Source organism: Carboxylicivirga mesophila (assembly GCF_018271975.1).
Taxonomy (GTDB): Bacteria; Bacteroidota; Bacteroidia; order Bacteroidales; family Marinilabiliaceae; genus Carboxylicivirga; species Carboxylicivirga mesophila.
Genome location: NZ_JAGUCN010000018.1, coordinates 56,780 through 78,750 on the forward strand (window position 1 = coordinate 56,780; position 21,971 = coordinate 78,750).

Here is a 21,971-nt window from a genome sequence, read left to right on the forward strand (position 1 = left end):
AAATGGATAACATGATACGTCCCTATGGAGATACAATGAACGACGGCGCCGTGCAGTTGTCGTTTACCCTGCCTGTGCCCCACTCAGCCAAAGCTGACGAAGCGGCCAAACAATATGCCCACAAACTAGGCTTTGAAGAAGTGGAAGTGGTTCACTCCAACCCGCTGTCGGAAGACTTCTCCTTTTTTGTGGTGTATGGCAAATCGCAGCTGCAACTCGATTACGACAAGATTGAGGTGGAAGCTGTTGAAAAGTCGATGGACTTTTACGAGGTCAATAACTTCATCAAAGAAAACATCAAACGAAAAGTAGTGGTGGTGGGTGCCTGCACCGGTACTGATGCTCACACGGTGGGTATCGATGCCATTATGAACATGAAAGGCTTCGACCAGCACTACGGCCTGGAGCGCTATCCAATGATGGAAGCTTATAACCTGGGCGCACAAGTACCCAACGAAGAACTGATTCGCAAAGCCGTGGAGCTCAATGCCGATGCCATACTGGTATCGCAGGTAGTGACCCAAAAGGAAGTGCACATCCAGAATATGACCGATCTGATTGAACTGCTGGAAGCCGAAGGCTTGCGCTCAAAGCTGATTGTGTGTGCCGGCGGTCCGCGCATCAGCAACAAACTGGCGCTGGAACTGGGCTACGATGTGGGCTTTGGTCGAGGCACCTATCCTGAGAACGTTGCTTCTTTTATTGTTGAAAAGATGGTGGAACGAAAGTAGCTGATAGCCATTTCCATGATGGCTAAAAACCTAAAGAAGAAATCCTCAAGCTCTTACAACATCTTCCCCTTGGGGAAGTGCCTGAAAGGCGAAGGGGGGAATAATAAAGTAAAGATGACATCAAGCTATTAAGCAGTTCACCCTAGCGCTGATGTATAATCTGTGCTAAGGTTAAAAGCAATAGGACACGGATTATAAATCCGCACCGGCAATAGAGCCTAAAAGAAAACAAAAGTGCGCAGTGCATTGTGCGCTGCACCCGAACAAAAATTAATATACAAACTGAGCACCGTGCACTTGGCACTATGCACTAAAAACAAATAGTATGAAAGAAATCTATATCATTGACGCTGCCCGCACAGCTGTAGGAAATTTTGGCGGAACACTAGCTAACGTATCACCTGCTCAGATGGGCGCCACTGTTGTTAAGTCACTTTTGGAACGTAACAAACTGGAAGGCGAACAAGTGGATGAAGTAATTATGGGTAGTGTACTGCAAGCCGGACACGGACAGAACGTAGCACGTCAGATTGCGATGCAGGCTGGTATCCCTAAAGAGAAAACAGCTTTGACCATTAACATGGTATGTGGTTCGGGTCTTCGTACCGTTGCTTTGGCTGCTCAGGCCATTAAGGCTGGTGATGCCGAGCTGATTATTGCAGGTGGTGCCGAAAATATGTCACAAGCCCCTTACCTGCTGCCTAAAGCACGTACCGGTTACCGCATGGGCGATGGTACTTTGGTAGACTCAATGATTGCTGACGGCTTAACCGATGTGTTTAACAACTACCACATGGGTATTACCGCCGAAAATCTGGCCAATAAATACAACCTGACACGTGAAGAGCAGGATGCCTTTGCTGCTCAATCACAGAATAAGGCTGAACAGGCCATCAATAGCAATCGCTTTGCTGACGAGATAGTGCCTGTAGAAATCCCTCAGCGCAAAAAAGACCCAATCATCTTTGCACAGGATGAGTTTGTGCGCTTTGGTGTAACAGCCGACTCACTGGCTAAGCTACGCCCGGCCTTTGTAAAAGAAGGTACTGTAACAGCTGCCAACGCATCGGGTATTAACGATGGCGCAGCTGCGGTTATCGTCGCCAGCAAAGAGGCTGTTGAAAAATACGGTCTGAAGCCAATGGCTAAAATTGTATCCTATGCCTGGCATGGTACCGAGCCGTCCATAATGGGTATCGGACCGGTTGAAGCTGTGCGCAAAGCATTGGATAAAGCACAGTGGAGCAAAGACGAACTGGAGCTGATTGAAGCCAATGAGGCCTTTGCTGCCCAGTCCCTGGCCGTTATGAAGGAGCTGGAATTGAATCCTGAGATCACCAACGTTAACGGTGGTGCTATCGCCATTGGTCACCCCATTGGAGCGAGTGGTACCCGCATTTTAACAACCCTGGTACACGAAATGAAAAAACGCGAAGTAAACAAAGGACTCGCTACATTGTGCATTGGCGGCGGTATGGGCATTGCCATGTGTGTGGAACGCATCTAAACCAATATTATATAAGTCCTATTTATTAATTTAAACCTTTAGTCTATTGAGAAAGAGTCGGCCTGCCTGGGTCGGCTCTTTTTTTTGCCGGTAAGTGATGTAGCAACCAGAAAACATCAACTTATTCCCTATCTAAAACTTACATTAGAAAATAGTTGTTGCCTTATGTGACCAATAATAAAAATTCACACATAACATTTACTTAACCATAATGCTACTTATTAAACTAAAAATTCTATTTTAGTTGTCGCTAATCGGAATAGCCGCCTCCCTGACCAGGGATAAATGTGAGTGATGTGGGGCGGAAAGAAGGTGTAGCAGAACTTTTATCATAGAATAGACAATAAATACAACCCTTTATATAATATATGAGCTAACCCCAATCCTCAATAAATACAATCAAACCAAACTATTATGAAAAGAAATCTAACTCTATTTATCTTACTTCTGTTCTTTTACAATATTCAGGCACAGGCACCGCAATGGATCAGCATTACTGCTTCGTATGAAGTGGTTGACATTAAAGAAGAAGGCGACCTCTTATGGCTGGCAACCCAAGGAGGAGTCATTAAATTTCATAAGGAAACAGGTGAGCAGGAACTCTTCACCAGTACTAATTCAGGACTCTGTGACAATCGAGTGCAATCTATTGTCATTGAAGAAAGTGGAAAAAAATGGTTTGGGACAGCAAATGGAGTGAGTTCATTTGATGATACCAATTGGATTGTATACCGAAACGAACTTCCTGATAATTTCGTTAATTCTGTGGCCATAGACCAACAAGGGAATAAATGGTTCGGAACCCAAAGTAACGGTTGTGCTATGTACGATGATTCTCAGTGGAAAATATATAATAATAAATCAAGCGGACACCCAACAACTATTGTTGATATTGTTATAGATAATGAGAATGCAATCTGGTTTGCAACTTTTGGTATGGGCATCTGTAAATTTCATAACAATCAATGGACTCAGTATAATACATCCAACTCTAACCTGCCATATGATTATGTAACTGATTTGATGGTTGATACTGACAACAGTATCTGGTTTAATGTAAATACAGGTGTCTACAAAATTGAGCAGAATACCGTAAGTATGATTTCATCTGACATCCCTGACTGCCTGACAATTGATCCGGCTGGCAACAAGTGGTTTGGCTTCAGAAATGGAGGTATTAGCAAATACAATGAAACCGGCAATTCCACTTATCCTTATATCCCGGCTTTGGGCAATAGGGAAGTAAGAACTATAGAAGTGGTTAGTAATGGGGATTTTTGGATTGGCACCAATGACGGGATAGTTTTGTTTGACCATACGAGCTCGGAGTATTATTCTACTGCCACATCAGGGCTGCCCAGTGCTCTGGTTTACAATATTCACATTGATAAAAACGGAAACAAATGGTTCGGAACAAATCAAGGGGCTGCCAGGTTTGATGGTTCTGATTGGCTCACTTTTAAAGACAAAGACTCAGACTTTTACCTAACACAGGTATTCAAAATAATATCCGACCTGGATGGTAATATCTGGATGGCAACCAATGCAGGAGTTGCCCGGTTTGCTGATGGACAAATGAAGATGCTGAACCACATGAACTCACCTTTACCTAACACCATATTTTCTGATGTTGATGTGGATCCAATCAGCGGCGATGTTTGGGTTACTTCCGCAGAAGGGGTACTAAGCTACGATGGCACTAACTGGTTAGCCTATAATGCTACCAACTCTGATTTACCATCGAATAATGTCAGCTGCGTTGCCATCGATGCCACAGGCATAAAATGGTTTGGAACCCAAGGTAGTGGCATTGCTAAATTTGACAATACCAATTGGGAACTTTTTAACGGGTCTAATTCTCCTGTTGACATTGATTACATTAATTCGATTTCCATTGATAAAGACCAGAAAAAGTGGATATACACTAGCCAAAGGGTTATCGAATACAATGAAGAATCCTGGATAACCCATTGGCATCTTGATTATCAATGGAGGGGTAAAATGCATGAAGGCATTGAAAGTAACAAATGGTTCACTGGTTATAGCGGACTCACTAAGTTTACAGGTGCCTATTATGAACACTTCACAATGGAAAATTCAGGCCTTCCGGCCAATTGGTGTTATTCTTTTGTTGTTGATGACAAATTGAATAAATGGATTGCTACAATTGGTGGTGTTGGCGTTTATAATGAAAATGGTGTTGATATTTCACCAACGCCAACTTCAGTCAATATATCGCCGGTCTCTACAAACCTGAAATTTAAAGTATCACCTAATCCTGCTTCAAGCCATATCAACATTAAATTCAACCCGGTATCTGAACAAGAAAAGATTAATACAATAGAAGTATTTATTTATGATGCATCGGGTAGATTGAATAAACAAGTATCTAAGGCTTTTACCTCCCAAACGACTATCAATGTAGGTGACATCAGTAGTGGTATTTACTTTGTAAAAATCAAATACGGAGAGCAGATTGGACAAACTAAGTTTGTCAAGCTATAGAAAAGTACTTAACCAGATGCTATGGAAGTAAGAGGCTTACTGGTTGTTTTAACTATAAGCAATGGCACGGATTGCAAATCCACACCAGCAATGGGCGGAAAGCAAACAAGGATATAAGAATACATTGGCACTTTAGTGCAGGTAGCGTAAAATATAGAATCTGCATCGGGCATCGATGTGGTGATATAAACTAGTTAGCATTAATTAAAAATTACAAACATTAAATCTTCAAATATATGTTTGGATTATTTAAAAAGAGAAATAGACCAATTCATGAATTGCCAATTTCTAAAGCCCTTGTAGAATATAGGAAAAAAGGATTCGTCATTTTGGGAATTAATTTCTACATCGATGACCAAATTCTTTTTCAAGTATTACTCGCTAAACATTTTAAAGAAAAAGGACTTGAAGTAATCAATGAAGATGATATGGCCATTTATCATTTTTTCAATAAAACTAAAACCCTCACAAATGAAACTTGGGAGATATTTAAAAACGAAGAAATCAATAGCTCTTTTCTTCACTTTGAAGAACTTAAAGGAGTTTTTGGATATGTGAGAAATATCGGAAAGAAACCTACTGAAATTGAAGAAGCTATCTATAATGACATGAAACTGTACAATTTATCCAAAGAAAAAAAAGTTGTTATAGAATATGTAGGGTAAATAACTAATGTAACAAACCGCAATATCACACGCTACATAACTGTTTTCTGTGAAGTTAAAAACCAATCCTATATGAGAAAGTTCTTTATCCTGATGTTCTTGGTTAGCTGTTGGAATGACACCTCACAAGCCAATACCAAGAGATTTGTATTTACTCCCCATCAACCTGCCTACATCAATTTCGTTGTAGAAAACATCAACGACACACATGCCTATTCGCTCATAATTAATGAAATGCTTCCCTACAGTCAGCAAAGTTTAAATGTTGATTTTAATGAGCCTGCCAGTCTTACAAAAGCACTTAGTATAAACACGCCTGTTTATATCAATATGGTCAGCGGTAATAACATGCTGAAGCTTTTTGTGATTCCAAATGACACACTAACGGTTAAACTGGATTATTCTAAAGGCCCACAACTAAACGAGATGGCCTCTTTTAGTGGCACAACTGGCAGCATCTGCAACTACTTAAACAATGTGCGCCAGCACTATTACAAAGGGCCACGAAAAGAACAAAGCATTGAGGATTTTAATCAGCAGGTAGAAGTGTTTTATAATAACCAGCAACACAAATTAGACTCCGTGCAGAAAGCGAATGAAATACCCGCTTGGTTCTATCAGCTAGAAGCTTTCAACATAAATATGGAAGCTGAGTTTAACAAGGCGAACCAGTTTTTGCAACGCGGCTGGATGCATAATCAATACGTCAACCGGGATGTCAGCTTCACGGAGCATGTAAATTTCAACAACCAGCACATGTGCTGGCTCGAAAACAGCATCGAATACCTGGGCAGTCTAAAGCCGGTAAAATTCGACTCGCTGTTGCAGTACGGCAAAGCTACCGATGAGATATTTTTTGAATACCTGCAAAGCAATATTGACATCGTATCATCAAAAATCAAAGGATATGGACTTGCTTACTATGTAGCATCCAGATTGTCGGTCACCTTCTGTGGCAACAAACTGCTTAAGCTCTCCCCCGCTGAATTTAACACCTACACCCAACAGGTTGATGAACTGATTTTAAACAACAAGCATTTAATAACCGACTCAACTGTCTATCATTTCCTGATAGCTGAAAAAGAAAGAAAATATTCAGAGTACCTCAACCAGAACCAACTCACTAAAGGTGACGATGCCCCTAACTTTTATTTACGCAATGTTGATGGTGGAATGAAAAACCTGGAGGACTTTAAAGGGAAAGTGATATTTATAAATTTCTGGGCAACCTATTGCGTACCCTGCATTAATTCGATACCTCAGAAAAATGAGTTGGCTGAGGAGTTTAAGGAGAGTGATTTTATACTGATTAATATTTGCCTGGATACCGACTTTGAACAATGGAATAAAATCATTGAAACAAAAAATTTTAAAGGAGAGCATCTCATCTGCAAAGGCCAATGGAAAGAAAACCTGACGGCTAAATATAATATCTATGGAATTCCTCACTACACAATCATTGGAAAGGATGGTAAAGTTCTGGCCAATAAGATCAACAATGAGATGCATGATATAATTAAAAAAGCAGTTGAAGACAATTACTCAATAACTAAGCAATAAGCTAAAATGTATACTCCCCTCATAACAATACTGATTATAGCCATTCTCCTTTTTATCCTTTATTATGTACCTATATTGCTTTGGTTTGTGGCACGATTATCCGGCGCAAAAATTAACCTGTTGACACTAACCTTCATGCGGTTTAGGAACGTACCTCCAGCAGTAATTGTAAAATCGTTGATTGAAGTCAACAAAGCTGGCTTAAAGGGCATCGATAGAAAGGTACTAGAAGCCCATTATCTGGCTGGTGGAAATATTGAGAATTTAGTTCATGGTATTATTATAGCAAATAAAGCGGGAAGAACGTTAACTGTGGAGAAGACATGTAAAGATGACCTTGCCGCTATTGATTTAACGGAGGCATTTAATGACGTAAAGCATGCTGGCGATGATGAAGTGATCTAATAACCTAAGAGCGAAATAAATTACCTGTAATATAACAGCTTATTAACACCTACCCCATGTCAATAGAAAGCATCATCGAACAATGGCAGCCCATACTGGCCAGCATTCCCCGGGAAGATATTAAAAAGCCCAAAATACCTGTTAAGCACCTTTGTGTTGAGGCCGAAGCACTGGCCGTTACCTGTCTTAAGGACAAAGAGCAGCTGGTAAAAGCAGGGCTTAACTGGCAACACGCCATGGACCTGAAGCCCTTGAGTGAGCTGCTGCGGCACTATCAGTCCCAATGGCAAAGCACAAGAGGTCAATCACCTCAAACAAAACAATGGCTCGCCATGAAACAGGAAGCTATTGCCTTAAAAAAAGAGTTGCTCCGCCACTACTATTATGCCTTTCATCATCATCCGGCTATTTTAAAACAGCTGAAGCCCATCAGCCACAGTAATAAAAACAACCAACTAAACATCCACCTGCTGGAACTGGCTAATATTGCTGATAAGCATGGCACGGTGCTGTCAGGCATTAACTTCGACACGAACCAAAGCACGAGGGCCCGGGAGTTGGCGAACCAACTGGCAGAACATCTGGCCAAAAACCACAATGCTTCCCCCTCGGGCAAAGACGCTTTGCTATGGCGCAACAGAACCTATACCCTTTTATACAATAAAATGACCGGGATTCGCACCTGTGGCAAGTATGCCTTTTACCATAACAGCCGAAAACGCAAACTTTATATGTCCAGCTACTTTGCGAAGAGCAAAAAGAACGGAAGGCCCACGTAAATATGATATTTTTTAGAGCCTTCCCATATTTTCTATGGCCTTCCGGAAAAACACGACGCCCTTCCCGTATTTTCATCATCCTGCTAAAGAAATAGCAGGGCCTTCCCATATTTTTAACGCCCTGCCAGTAAATGATGGCTCCAATCGGCTTGCTGATGCCCTTAATACCTGTTATATACATCTCAACTAATTAGATTAAATGTTGCCAGCTTACGTTGTGTAATACCGATTATACATTAAAATGAGTCTTATTTCACTTCGTTTATAAATCTCAATTAATGTTATATCGACATTGACCATTGTAAATAGCAAAATAGCTAAAGGTGCATTTATAATACAATTGGTATATCAGCCAGAATTGCCGTAAATTTTAATGGTGTCATTTAATTATCTGCAACATGATTCAAAACATCTCAAACAGCGTGCATGATAAATATGCTCCGTATTGGGCCGCTACTCTGGTTCTGCTGCTGATAGCAGGTCTCTCAACACTTTGGTTTGATTGGGGCCGCTTTGCGAATGGGTATGTGCTGGATATGGTGGGGCCGGCATGGGTATACATCTTATTCAGGGGGCTGTATACCGCCAAAGCCAACAATACATGGACACGCTTTTTCACACCTGTCCGCACATTGATGATACTAATAACAGCCTGCTTTGGCATTGAATTCATGCAGTATTTAAACCTGTATAGCTCCACTTTCGACCTCTGGGACTTCCTTGCTTACCCAAGCGTACTTGTACCCCTATTTTTAATCGATACTCAACTTTTGCATAAAGTGTCAAAGATGACTCGCCCAAGGCAGACAGCTAGTAACGCTAAAACATCTAACTATGGTTCCTAGAATCAAAAAATCGCGTTTAGAAGGGATTCCGGCATGGGCGCTGTCCTTGATGGTTGCCTTTGCCTCATGGCTATTTCTGATATTACTGTTCGACGAGACAGGGGTCCGGAACTTGTCGTCACTTTACCTGCTATCCATTTCACTGCTGTTGGTGGTATTTTTTGCGGTGGCCTGTTTTTTTATTTGTAAAACCTACCCCGGGAGCGTTTGGTATACACCTTTAATCTGCAACACCTTTATCATTACCTCATTTATCTTTGACATGCCATTCTGGACTCGCTCACAGCTGGTATGGATAATGCTTGGCATAGGTTTTTTGCTTTCGTTTGTAGGGGCCATAGCTGGTGCCAGCAAGGGAAAGATTCACGCATAGTAACTCCATATCGAATTACGATGGATAGCTCGTTCCCCCGACAAGGTTTACTTTCTAATTCGCCGAAAACTCTTCTCCAGGAAGTTAGGTGCTTCAAAGCGCATACCCAGAAACAGATGATAAAACACCCTTGTATCGAAATTATGAACGGTCGTATGTTCCTGCTTATACCTGGCGCCCGACACATTGGTATATAAACCGGCATAAAAACGGTCGCCGTTATAGCCAATGCCAGCTCTTCCATCCCAGCGCCATATGAAATTATCCTGCCAGGTGGTGACATCGCCATCAGGTAAGCGGGTGAGCAGCTTAGTGTTTAAATAGCCAAAGGTGGTAAAACCCGCCAAAGACATGTAAAATTGCTCGTTTACCACAAAGGTATAGGCATAACCGGGCCCAATATTAGTCTCAACATTAGTTGATTTCTGGGTATTATATTGAGCCGAGCGATCATTAACTACCAGATAATTGAATGATAAAACGGGCATAAAACTGCCAACACTCTTCAACTGACGTTCCGTCTGTGTGGTCAGGCTCTTAAACGAGAACCTTGAATTGGAGAGGTAACCTGTCCGAACCACAAAACTTTGATAATCCAAATCTGGAAATTGAATGTATGGCTGGCCTTCCTGCCACATGATATCATAATCAGCCGTGTTCTTCAGGTAAAAGCCTTTAATCCGTGCATAAAGCAGTTCGGCAAACCAGTGTTTAAAGAGTAAGCCGGTGCCTATTTCTAAAGATCTGGTATCTCCTTTTAAATCTCTATCACCATTACCAGGCAGGAAATCAGGGGCAAACTGAATACCCAATGAAATAAATTCATAGTTCAGCTTAAGCCGCAGGTGATTGGGGGTATTGGGATAAAGGATGATATCATTGGCAGCGGTATGCACCTTCAAAATATTATAAGAATTATTGAAGGATAACTCAAAGGACACTTTATTGCTCATCTTTTCAATCCATCCATCTTCAACAATAACACGACTGGTATCGGAAGTTTGCGAACAGAGCGGCCAGCCAACAGCAAACAGGCAGACCAGCCAAATTGGTATTTTTATCAACAAAGACATGAAACGCATTAATATTTAGAATAAAACAAACAGAAGGTAAAACGATTCACTGTTGATTTCAAGCTTGCAGGTTAAAGATTACTTCAATGAAACAAAAGCTATGACCAGAAAGATGCTCATACCACCTCCGTCATCCGGGCATTGTTAATTACCTCTATGCTCAGAAGGTAATGATACAATCAAAACCAATTCTGCCAAATACACGCGGAATTATATCTCTTTCCTAACAATTGTTATTGAATAGTTCAAAAGCATGCTATTACTTTGCCGCCCGGCAAACAAGTTAAAGTAAATCAAAAAATGAAACGAGTAATTATTGGTGCATGGCTGCTCATGGCCTTGTCTTTTTGTGCAATGAGCCAAAGCATGCAACGTGTGAAAAAAGTAGTTGAGGAACTGAGTTCTCCGGCCTACTACGGAAGGGGCTATACTAATAAAGGCGATAGCCTGGCGGCTGATTATATAGCCAGATGCTTGGAAAAGATGCGGATTAACGCTGTTGGTGATGCCTATTACCAGCACTTTCCGATGGATATAAATACCTATGTGGGTAATCCGGTTCTATCAATAGACGGCCATCAGTTACAAAATGGGATTGATTGGGTAGCATATCCCAACTCACCGGGTGCAAAAGGCACCTATCCTGTACAATGGGTTAGCTCCAACATGCTTACCAGCAAGCGACAGCTCAATGCATTGCTGGCATCAGATCTCGAAAATACCTTCATATGCTTCGATACAACTATAACAGCCAATGAGCAACTGCATTACTTTGCGCGCAACCTTTTTACATCCAACAGAATAATGGTAAAAGGGATAATCGACTGCGTTGAATCACCTAAATATTCAGCCCGTCGATATGTTAATGAGTATGCTACTCTGCGTGTCAGGGAAGAGTGGTTGAAACCATCAACTGATTCTATCACTATTGATTTGGAGAATCAGTTTATCCCCAAATACCAGACTCAAAATGTTAGCGGTTTCATTCAGGGACAAACGGATACCTGCGTGGCGCTAATTGCCCATTACGATCACCTGGGTACATTTGGAGAAGCAGTTTATGCAGGTGCCAATGATAATGCCAGCGGGGTGGCCATGATGCTCGAACTGGCCAGGTACTTTAAGCAGCATCCTCCCCATTACAGCATTCAGCTCATCTTTTTTGCTGCTGAAGAGGCCAGTTTTTACGGCTCAGAGTATTACGTGGCTAATCCTCTTTATCCGCTCGAAAAAACCAAACTGGTTATTAACTTCGACATGGTGGCATCGGGCACTGACTGGACCGAACTGATACATGCAGAGCTATACCCTTCGATTAAAAAGCAGTTTATAACATTAAACACGGCAGGTGAATACATTGAATATCTAAAACCCACCGGCTACGAGGCCACTTCTGATCACTACCATTTTCATGATGCAGGTATCCCGGCATTATTCTTCTGGACAGCGGGCGGTAATGACTATTACCACGAGCCACTTGATACACCCGAAAAACTAGAATATCCGGTTTTTGAAGGCATCTACAAGCTGGTAGTTGATTTTATAGAACAGTATCATTGATAACAAAACCACTTTAGATACAGCGGATAACGGGAAGGGATTTAAGTTTATTGAATCCCTTTTCATTTGGTTTTCCTGATTATAATTTGAGGATAGCGCTTCAGGTTGGTGACTAAAAATCATTATATTGCGCCCACTTAATCATGGAAAATTTCGGAAAACAATCAGACGATTTGCTCATCAGGCAAATATTGGATGATAGTCAGTATGCTTTTAATCAACTGTTTGATAAATACTATGACTATGCATTTGATGTGGCCTGCCTTTACTGCAGCTTTCAGGATGCTGAAGAAGTAATTAGTGATGTGTTTGCGAAATTGTGGATAAACCGGCAAAAGCTGGAAGGCATATCTAATTTTAAAAGTTACCTGTTTATTTCGCTCAAAAATCAGTGTCTCAACTACCTTCGTAAAAAGAAAATTGATACCCTTTCGATAGAAAACAGTTTTAACCAGATTGCAAACAGAGAAAATGACCCCCATTTTCAGATTGAAATAGATGAACTGACCACTAAAGTGGAAGATGTGATAGCAGAGTTACCTCCTAAATGCAAGGAAGCTTTTCTGCTAGTTCGCGAAGAAGGATTAAAATACAAAGAAGCGGCTAAAAAATTATCCATCTCTGAAAACACGCTCGATGTCCATCTCAAGAAGGCTACTAAACGCATTTTAGAGGTGATCAGAAATTATGGATTGAAGCTTTTAATACTTTTTTTACACCTCTAAAGAGCTATCTATAAGACTGAAAGATTTTTTTTCAAAAAAAAACAACCAAACCAGTAACGGAACACTCAGCTTAATGAGTCTTTATAACCAGATAGAAGAAAATGACACTGAACAAAGCAAACATAGAACAACTAATCAGCCGAAAATTAGCCGGTGAACTGACACCAGCCGAAACGCAACAGTTATTCGACTGGATTGCTGAAAGTGAGGAAAATGCCATCGTCTATCGCCAGACAATACATATTCTGGGACGCCAACAGAAGTTACTCAGAAAAAGCAGTGTATGGAATAAGGTGAAGGACAAATCTTCTTTGGCAAGGTCAGCAAGCAGTGCTTCATTTACTATTGGTAGACTTATCAAGGTAGCAGCTGTATTGGTGTTAATTGTTTTAATTCCGCTGGCTCTTGGCAAACTTGGTGAAGATGAATTGGGCAATGGCTTTGTACATACTGTTAAAGGTAATGATGTTGTAACATCTTTTTACCTGCCTGATGGTAGTAAAGTATTTCTGTCGAGAGGAAGTGAAATAAGCTATAACGATGGATATAGCCAGAGCAACCGTGAGTTACTGTTAAATGGTAAAGCATATATTGAAATCAATGATCAGGTAAATAATATGCCGGTTATTGTTAATGCCGGTAAACGATGTGCGATAGCAAGCAAGGGCAAACTGGCCGTGAATGGCAAAAATGATCAGTTTGATGTGGCTGTTGAAGAAGGCGAAGCAACCATTGTAGATACAGTGTACAAAAAGGTTATAATTCCAATGTTTAAATTAACGCCTGCCGCTAAAATTGGCGAGAAAAGTACTACTCCTTTTGCCGAGAGCACCAAAGTATCAGGTGGGCAACGTGCCACCTATTCATCAGCTGATGAGGTAGCCAAAACGAAAGTAAACAGCTATTGCGAGGTGTTTAGCTGGAAGGATAAGGTATTTTGTTTCAGCAACCTGAAACAACATGAGTTAGCCTTTAAAATCTCGGAATGGTATGGTAAAAGTGTTGAATTTAAAGGGGAAATGAATCCTTATCAAAACTATTCGGGGAGTTTTAATAACCCCTCAGCAAAGGATTTAATAAATACAATTTTTAGCAACCAGGTTAAAGACATAAAGGAAACAAAGCGAAAGATAACAGTCATATTTTCATAAGTAACTAAATCTCAATAAATAATTCACCTCCACTTATTGACTGGCCAACTGTAGGTGTTGATGAAGTAAATGATTAACAATGTTAGTCGTAATGGGATAAATGTATCCCTGCATGAAGTGAACAATCCGTAATTATTTAATGCTAACGGATGGTAATTGGCAGACAACAGTCCCTTAATCACTCTGCTTATTACTTCCATAATTTATTAAAACTTAATTGTATGAAAACAAATCTTCTCAAATTTGTAATGGGATTCGTATTGCCTGTTGCCTTGGTGTTTACCGCATGCGAAGACGATGCACCAAAATCATCATTAACAGGATTAACAGCCTTTAGTTTCATGGCTGACAGTAACATTCCCGGACTCGAAAATATTGAATTTAATATTGACCAGACCAATTATACGATTACCAATGTCGATGAACTACCATACATGGCAGATGTATCAGCATTAGTAGCCGAATTCGACGCTATTGAAAAAACAGTAGTAACGGTTGCCGGCAACGAACAAAATAGTGGTACAACAGCTAATGACTTCAGCTCACCGGTAAACTATGTTGTAACAGCTGAAGATGGCGTAACACAACTTACTTACCAGGTAACAGTAAACGTATCACAGGTGAATCCTGAAGGCGTTAGCTGGGTAAAAGAAAACCCTGCTATTACAGACATGGGTTATAACGCCTCTCAAGCTATCTATTATAAAGACAAGCACCTGGCTGTATTTAGTAACGGTGGCTATTCCAGTACATCAAAACTGTTTAAATCAGCCGATGGAAAGAGCTGGACAGAAATAACATTGGACACGAACTTCCCGGGTGGAGCAAACGGGGCCTACTATACATTTTCTGTATTTAATGACAAGCTTTATATTACAGGTTATACTGCTCTTGCAGATGGAGGCTGGGCTCCTGAGGATTTAGCCGAAGTTTGGGAAAGTACCGATGGTGAAATATTTACTAAATTAGAGAACGGCTATACCTCCGCCGCTGTCACAACAGAGAACTTTGTTCATAACAATGCTCTATGGGTAGTTGGAGGACAAACCACATTCTATGGCTCCATTTCAGGAACAAAAGGCGAAGGTTCTGATTTCTTTGGTCCGCAATCTTTATCAACTAAAGTGAGAACAACCACAGACCTGACCACCTGGACTGAAACAGATCTTCCAGAAGAAGCGCCTCGCCGTTACGCTGCTAACATTGTGCACGAAGGTACCATGTTTATGATTGGCGGACAATTGCAGGGTGGTTACATATCAAGTGATGTTTGGAGCAGTACAGATGGAACAACATGGACAAAAAGTACGCCTGTTGGCTTAACACCTCGAATGGGTGCAGCAGCTATTTCATATGATGGTAAAATTTGGCTATTTGGCGGACAGACTGCTTTAGGTGTATGCTCTAACGAGGTATTAGTATCTACAGATGGTATCAACTGGACAACTCCTGATGAAGATGCATTACTGCCAGCTGAATTTACAGCCCGTGCCGGACACTCGGCTTACCTTGATGCAGACAACAAAGTATGGATTGTTGGTGGATACACATCAACTCCAACCACATCTGAAGGTGCCAGCGAGCCTGATGGAGAAACAATCACACAATTACTGGATGTTTGGAGTGGTAAATTAAATAAACTATAGCAGGTATGGAGTGCCTGGTTAGAAAAGCAGGCACTCTTTACTTTATTAATTTTTTTGCATAACTAAACTAAAAAATCAACTGCCTATCAAGCTATTGCCAGGTAAAAAATCAACTGCCATGCACAAAGCAATATATATAATTGGCCTATGGCTATTAACAATCTCCTCCCTGGTTGCCCAGGATAAAATTAAGGCTTCGAGCTTGCAACCGGCAACCGTGAAAGGACTCATTGTTGACGCTAAAACGGGCGAACCAATTCCGGGAGCTAATGTCTATGTAAAAGAAACCATGCGAGGCGATGTATCCAATATGGATGGCGAGTTTAATATGCTCCAGGTAGTTGAAGGACAAACCATCTGCATCACTTGTATTGGCTGCAAAGACATCAATATTATTTATGAAGGACAAGAATTTATCAAAGCAGAACTAATAGAAGATGTAGTGGCGCTGGGTGAGGTGGTTACAGTTGGTTACGGTGTTCAGGAAAGACGCGATTTGACTGGTGCTGTTGCGAAGGTGTCTGCTGAAGACATAGCAGGAGTGGCACCCAGCTTTGACAATGCACTGGTAGGTAAAGTGGCCGGGGTAAACGTCAACTTGAGTAGCGGAGCGCCTGGTAGTGCAACCTCTATTACCATCAGGGGCTTATCATCTCTTAATGCCGATAGTAACCCATTGATTGTTATAGATGGTGTACCTGTCTATGGAACCGGTAAAACGGTGAATAATATTGATTTTGGCAATGGCTCTATATCCGGAGGTATGATTGGTGGCAATTCGGTTGCAAATGGTTATAGCCAGCAGCCCGAGTTTGAGCGCAACCCACTGGCTGCTCTTAATCCGGATGATATTGAATCCATTGAGATTCTAAAAGACGCCTTCTCTACCGCTATTTATGGCTCAAGAGGCGCCGCAGGGGTTATATTGGTAACCACCAAAAAAGGGAAAAAAGGAAAACCTCAGATAAACATTGGCTACTCCGTTGAGATGAGCCAGCCCATTGCTACGCCGGACCTACTGGATGCGGATGAGTTCAGTGATATTTACACACGCTTCAATCGCTCACAAGGTTATACCGATCAGTTTCCAACAACCTACAATACCAACTGGCTTGATGAAGTACTGCGCACAGGAGTAACACAAGAAACACGGGCATCAGTTTCCGGGGGAACGGATAATACGTCTTACTACATTAGCTTTAACAATTTCGATCAGAAAGGTTACATCATCAACCAGGACTTTATCCGTAACAGTGTACGAACCAACTTTGACTTCAGCCCGGCTGAGTGGATTAACTTCGGCACCAACTCTTCATTTGCACTGGTTAATAATGCCGCACTTAACAGTCAAAGCGTTTACCGCGATGCGATTATGATGTCGCCGAACATTCCGGTGTACAAACAGGATGGCAGCTATTTTTACCACACGCCTTTAAACTTCGATTCGGAGAATAACATTAATACAATAACCGGCCACCTGGGTAATCCGGTAGCAACAGCCAACGAGGATAATTACGTAAAAGATACGCGTGTCATCTCCAATTTCTATGCTGAATTAAAGCCATTACCATGGTTACGTTTTAAATCAGAGATTGGTCTTGATATATACAATACCAAGTCTTATAACCGTAACTGGGCTACACCACAAAACACTGGTGGAACAGGAACAAGTGCTTCCAACCAGAACCTGAAATACGTTGTTAACAACGTATTGACCTTAAGAAAAATCACAGACGATCATACGATAAATGCCATTCTTGGCCAAAGTTTTGAAACCTCAGAAGAAAGCCGCACCCGCGTTACAGGCACCGGTTTCTTCGATGATAACGAAAAAAGTATTCAGTCTGCAACCGACAAACGGGTACTGGATGCCATCACACAGGAATGGGCGGTTGTATCCTACTTTACCCGTTTGAACTACCGCTATAAGAATCGGTACCTGGCCGGTTTCACCTACCGCATCGATGGCTCATCGCGCTTTAGCAAGAATGAGCGTTATCGTGGCTTCCCTTCAGTCTCGGCAGGCTGGATTATGTCAGAAGAGCGTTTTATGGCTGGCACAAAAGGCTGGTTAGACGACCTTAAGCTTCGAGCCAGCTACGGTTTAACAGGCTTAGACGGGTCCTTTGGTGGCTACTATGGTAACCAAGGGCAGTGGACACGCGACAACCGCACAGTAAATGGTGGTACCCTCATGTACAATGGTGTTCCGCTGTTATTTAACTCACAATCTGTAAACCCTAACCTGGAGTGGGAAACAACCACCTCGTTGGACTTAGGAATTGATGCAAGCCTGTTTAATGGCAAACTGGATATTACACTTGACTATTTCTATAAGCGCACTAATAACTTATTGGCAAGCGATTTGGTGCCTTTGTACATGGGATGGAGTGCACAGCAACAAAATGTAGGCGACATGAAGAATGAAGGCCTGGAACTACTGGTAAATGGCACTATTCTTCAGACAAATGACTGGTTATGGACGGGCTCCTTTAACATCTCCCGCATCAAGGATAAACTACTTCGATTGAATGAAGCCGGTTATCAAATGGCTTCCAATCAAGGTCTGGAACGCAAGGTATTTGTCGTTGGCGAAAGCCTGAACCAATTCTATATGTACGACTGGGTGGGCGTAAATCCAATGAACGGTAACCCCCAATGGCGATATGATGACGGTTCTATAAGTGAAGTACCTCCTCAGGGTGTATATGATAGTGATAATCCTTTGGCTAACCGCTATGCAGCCGGCAGCAGCATGCCTGACTTTTACGGAGGTTTCAGCAACCGGATTCAATATAAGAATTGGGAACTTAATTTTGCGTTCTCTTATTCTATCGGTCAAAAGCTTTACAATGGCACACAGGCTACCTTAATGACCTATACACTAACAGATGCCAATAACTTGTCTGAAGATATGCTTGATTACTGGAAAATACCAGGTCATCAGACAGATGTTCCCAAACTGGATAACGCTACCACGGTGTATAAAGATCCGCGGTGGACGAATAGCGGCTTGAGTGGTTATGATGTCAGCCGCCTTAACGATCGCTTCCTGGAAGATGCGTCCTACTTGCGCTTAAGAAACATCACCCTGGCCTACTCATTTAAAAACAATTGGGTTAAAAAACTATACATGGAACGTATCCGTCTGTATGTGCAGGGAACTAACCTGCTAACTATCACCGGATACAGTGGCATCGATCCTGAAGTGAGTGCCTACGGTTCCAGTGCCTTGTTAAGTGGCTATGACGAGTTAACCATGCCGCAGGCGAAAAGTGTAAAATTTGGTGTTGACATCAGCTTTTAATAACAAGCAATAAGAATAGTTAATATGAAGACAAGATATTTTTTCCAGACACTGGTAATCGCGGCTATATTTCTGACGGCTTGTGATAAACAACTGAACCTGGCTCCTGAAGATACTATTATAGAGGATAAAGTTTTTGAGAAATTCACAAGTACAGAATCGGCAGTGGCCGGTACTTACCATATGCTTTTTGCAGCGGCCACTAAGGATTATATCATGGCTGAGGCCACTTCGCCAACCTGTAATTACAGTTCGGGAGCCGGCCGTACCTACGATGAGATAAATAATGGAGCCGTATTACCTGAAAACACACAACTACAGGGAATATACGAAGCCTATTATGCAGCTTTGGTACAGGCAAATCTACTATTATACAAGATACCTGAATTAGGAAAGTACGATCAGGAGCAAATGCTACAGCACATGGCAGAAGCTAAATTTATCAGAGCATACGCCTACCTGCGTTTACTTGGCTGGTATGGTGATGGTGCACTCATGAATGAACCACAAAAAGATGGTGTGGTACTTTACCTTGAGCACTACGATGGCTTTAACCGTGATACGGATATTCGTCCACGTAACAGCAACCAGGAAGTATTTAATCAGATTATAGCTGATTTGGAGGATGCAATTATCGACCTCCCCGAACCTGGTGACCTGACTGCAGTTGAAACACGCGTGAGCCGTGCCAATAAAGCTACTTGCGAAGCATTATTAGTGCGTACCTATATGTACAAACGCGATTACACCAATGCGCTTATCTGGGCCACTAAAGTATTAGCACGCTCCGAATACCAATTGGAAGATGATTTACTAAAAGTGTTTCCTTTGAATCCCAATGATGCTGTTATTCCATTCTCAACTGAACATATTTTCGGATTCCCTGTAAGTTCAAATGGCGGAAACTGGCAGTTTGGCGGTAACAATATTTATTACACCTATAACAACTACTGGTACAGCCAGTCAATTATAAGCTCCTTTGCAGATACCGATCTGAGAAAAACAGACTTAATGCGGGAAATAGTGTATCAGGAAAATCCGGTATATGTAACGAACAAATACCCTAATACAAATGGGCGGGATAATCTGACAATAATGCGCTTGCCCGAAGTTGTCTTATACAAGGCGGAGGCATTAGGTCGCACCTCCAATACGGTGACACAGGAAATGATCGATTTATTGAATGAGGTTCATCTAAGAGCTAATCCAACTGAGTCAGGATATACCATCGAGGACTTCGAATCAAACGATGCATTCATCGACCGTGTACTGTTGGAAAGTAATAAAGAACTGGCTTTTGAAGGTTGTTCACGTTTTGACCAGTTACGTACCGACAGACCATTGTACAATCCGGAATTACCTGATAACAAAAAGGTATTCCCCATACCATTGCGTGAAGTCCAAATCAGTAATGGTGTTGTAAAACAAAACGAAGGCTATAACTAGATTTTATCCTGTAAATAATGAAATTAAAATGTATCAGATTATACCTGATAGTGGCAGTTATTGCCTTTTCATCAGGTCTGCAGCTAATGGCGCAAATGCAACCCGCAAAACGCATAGCTCCTAAAGTCATTAAAGGTGTAACCTTAAAGGCATCAACTCTTGACGTGTGGGCTTACATTTCATCACCCGGTGATTTTTATGCCTCAATCGAAGAAGTAAAAGACCTAAAATGTTCAGGTAACAAACAAGGTGCACAGATAAGTTTCACTATACCTGGCGACAAACGCAGGGTGCAGGAAATTAGCGTTCTTGATAACCAGGAACGAATGATGGCCTATTACATAACCCAATCGGACTATTACAACCAGCCTTTGGTGTATCGCATTCTGGTTGGCAGAGATGAAGACAATGCCTATGTACAATTCGAAGGCATATTCAGCACTGACGATACTACTAAGGATAAGAAAATTGAAAAGCTGATTATTAGCGAATGGTTGCTGATGCAAAAGAACCTGGAGAAGAAATTTAATTAGTACCTAAAAAACAAACACATATGAAAGTTAGATTAACACTGGCCTCAATGGTAATTATCCTTTTGAGTGCGTGCAATACACAACCTAAAGACACAATTACCATCTCAGGAAAAGTAAAGTTTCCTGATAATAAATTCAAGATGTACATCTCGCAATACAGGGATGGTGAAAAAGTAGTGACTGATTCATTTCAGGTGGCTGAGGATGGCAGTTATAGTTACAACATGAATACTAGCCAACCGGGTGAATACAACCTGGACTGTCAAAAGTGGCAATCGGTTCGTTTCTGGGCCGAAGATGAAGATCTCAATATTGATTTCCGAGGCCAGGACACTGCCAAGATTAAAATTAAGAATCCTCCTTACGTATACATCAATGGCGGCCCTAAAAATGAGGTGATGAACCACCTTAACTTTGTGAATTACCGTTCGTACCAGTTAATTATCGGGCTGTCGCAAACCGTTTATAAAGCTACCAAAGATGTTCCTGAAAAGTATGGCGAGATTGCTGGTCAGTTGTACGGTGTTGCCAGTGATGATGACAGGGCCCGCTTTCGCTTTCTGGCTCAGGAGTATGCCGACCGAAACAGCGTGTTGGCAGTCATCAGTCGCCTGCGCGATAAAACCGATAAAGATTTAATCGATCAAACCCTTGCAACCCTAAAGAAGACAAATCCTGCTTATCCTCCACTGCTCAAATACATCAAAGACAAGGAGGAAGCCCGGGCAGCTGCTGAAAAGGTGAAACTGGGAAAAGTGGCCCCACACTTCTCTTACCCAACTCCTGAAGGTGTTATGGTGTCTCCTGAAGATTACAAAGGGAAAATTGTTGTTATCGACTTTTGGGCATCATGGTGTGGTCCGTGCCGAAGCGAAATTCCTCATCTGAAAGAAGTGTACGAAAAATACCACTCTAAAGGCGTAGAAATGCTGAGCGTTTCCATTGACAAGAAAGAGGCCGACTGGCATAAAGCCCTGGCTGAAGAAAACATGGCGTGGGCTCAGGTGTTGGCTCCCAATGCCGGAAAGCAAACCATGAAAGACTACCAGTTCAGCGGCATTCCATTTATTATCATTCTGAATAAAGATGGTAAGATAGTTGCCAAGCAGCTAAGAGGTAAAAAGATAGATGAGAAACTGGACGAACTATTATCTAAATAA

General features: G+C 41.7%; 18 protein-coding genes. 17 read left to right on the forward strand and 1 reads right to left on the reverse strand.

Annotated elements, in window-relative coordinates:
* The first annotated feature begins 2 nt into the window (after positions 1-2).
* The 9 genes from kamE (at position 3) to KEM09_RS15270 (ending at position 9,370) form a co-directional block, all read left to right on the forward strand.
* Positions 3-731, forward strand: a complete 729-nt coding sequence (kamE, locus tag KEM09_RS15230) for a lysine 5,6-aminomutase subunit beta (RefSeq protein ID WP_212229572.1) — start codon at positions 3-5, stop codon at positions 729-731.
* A 325-nt stretch (positions 732-1,056) separates the two neighbouring features.
* On the forward strand, positions 1,057-2,238 hold the full coding sequence (locus KEM09_RS15235) for an acetyl-CoA C-acetyltransferase (RefSeq protein WP_212229574.1): 1,182 nt from the start codon (positions 1,057-1,059) through the stop codon (positions 2,236-2,238).
* Between the two features lie 414 nt (positions 2,239-2,652).
* Positions 2,653-4,743 carry a T9SS type A sorting domain-containing protein gene (locus KEM09_RS15240; RefSeq protein ID WP_212229576.1) on the forward strand — a complete coding sequence of 697 codons (2,091 nt, stop codon included), beginning with the start codon at positions 2,653-2,655 and terminating at the stop codon, positions 4,741-4,743.
* 236 nt (positions 4,744-4,979) lie between these two features.
* The gene (locus tag KEM09_RS15245) at positions 4,980-5,408 is read left to right on the forward strand and encodes a hypothetical protein (RefSeq protein ID WP_212229578.1); all 429 of its coding nucleotides are present in this window, start codon (positions 4,980-4,982) and stop codon (positions 5,406-5,408) included.
* Positions 5,409-5,480: 72 nt separating this feature from the next.
* Entirely contained in the window at positions 5,481-6,968 is a 1,488-nt protein-coding gene (locus KEM09_RS15250; protein WP_212229579.1) for a TlpA family protein disulfide reductase, read from the forward strand.
* A 6-nt stretch (positions 6,969-6,974) separates the two neighbouring features.
* Positions 6,975-7,373 carry a flotillin-like FloA family protein gene (locus tag KEM09_RS15255; RefSeq protein WP_212229581.1) on the forward strand — a complete coding sequence of 133 codons (399 nt, stop codon included), beginning with the start codon at positions 6,975-6,977 and terminating at the stop codon, positions 7,371-7,373.
* A gap of 56 nt (positions 7,374-7,429) precedes the next feature.
* The gene (locus KEM09_RS15260) at positions 7,430-8,152 is read left to right on the forward strand and encodes a hypothetical protein (RefSeq protein WP_212229583.1); all 723 of its coding nucleotides are present in this window, start codon (positions 7,430-7,432) and stop codon (positions 8,150-8,152) included.
* A 398-nt stretch (positions 8,153-8,550) separates the two neighbouring features.
* Complete coding sequence (locus tag KEM09_RS15265) at positions 8,551-8,997, forward strand: hypothetical protein (RefSeq protein ID WP_212229585.1); 447 nt, start codon at positions 8,551-8,553, stop codon at positions 8,995-8,997.
* Positions 8,987-9,370: a hypothetical protein gene (locus KEM09_RS15270; RefSeq protein WP_212229587.1), complete on the forward strand. Its 384-nt coding sequence runs from the start codon at positions 8,987-8,989 to the stop codon at positions 9,368-9,370. Before KEM09_RS15265 ends, KEM09_RS15270 begins: the two co-directional genes overlap by 11 nt.
* Before the next feature lie 47 nt (positions 9,371-9,417).
* Here KEM09_RS15270 and KEM09_RS15275 read toward each other — a convergent pair whose 3' ends face one another.
* Positions 9,418-10,443 (reverse strand): DUF4421 family protein, encoded by a 1,026-nt coding sequence (locus tag KEM09_RS15275; RefSeq protein ID WP_212229588.1) that lies wholly within the window; start codon positions 10,441-10,443, stop codon positions 9,418-9,420.
* A gap of 300 nt (positions 10,444-10,743) precedes the next feature.
* Here KEM09_RS15275 and KEM09_RS15280 point away from each other — a divergent pair, with 300 nt between their 5' ends.
* The 8 genes from KEM09_RS15280 (at position 10,744) to KEM09_RS15315 (ending at position 21,971) form a co-directional block, all read left to right on the forward strand.
* Entirely contained in the window at positions 10,744-12,003 is a 1,260-nt protein-coding gene (locus KEM09_RS15280; protein ID WP_212229589.1) for a M28 family metallopeptidase, read from the forward strand.
* A 143-nt stretch (positions 12,004-12,146) separates the two neighbouring features.
* Positions 12,147-12,728, forward strand: a complete 582-nt coding sequence (locus KEM09_RS15285; RefSeq protein WP_212229590.1) for an RNA polymerase sigma factor — start codon at positions 12,147-12,149, stop codon at positions 12,726-12,728.
* Positions 12,729-12,829: 101 nt separating this feature from the next.
* Positions 12,830-13,879, forward strand: coding sequence for a FecR family protein (locus KEM09_RS15290; RefSeq protein WP_212229591.1), 1,050 nt, complete (start codon positions 12,830-12,832; stop codon positions 13,877-13,879).
* Between the two features lie 221 nt (positions 13,880-14,100).
* On the forward strand, positions 14,101-15,525 hold the full coding sequence (locus KEM09_RS15295; protein WP_212229593.1) for a DUF6242 domain-containing protein: 1,425 nt from the start codon (positions 14,101-14,103) through the stop codon (positions 15,523-15,525).
* A 118-nt stretch (positions 15,526-15,643) separates the two neighbouring features.
* Positions 15,644-18,832, forward strand: coding sequence for a SusC/RagA family TonB-linked outer membrane protein (locus tag KEM09_RS15300; RefSeq protein WP_212229595.1), 3,189 nt, complete (start codon positions 15,644-15,646; stop codon positions 18,830-18,832).
* A 24-nt stretch (positions 18,833-18,856) separates the two neighbouring features.
* Complete coding sequence (locus KEM09_RS15305; RefSeq protein ID WP_212229597.1) at positions 18,857-20,278, forward strand: RagB/SusD family nutrient uptake outer membrane protein; 1,422 nt, start codon at positions 18,857-18,859, stop codon at positions 20,276-20,278.
* 17 nt (positions 20,279-20,295) lie between these two features.
* Positions 20,296-20,811, forward strand: a complete 516-nt coding sequence (locus tag KEM09_RS15310) for a hypothetical protein (RefSeq protein WP_212229599.1) — start codon at positions 20,296-20,298, stop codon at positions 20,809-20,811.
* A gap of 20 nt (positions 20,812-20,831) precedes the next feature.
* A complete protein-coding gene (locus KEM09_RS15315; RefSeq protein ID WP_212229601.1) occupies positions 20,832-21,971 on the forward strand; it encodes a TlpA family protein disulfide reductase in 1,140 nt (379 codons plus the stop codon).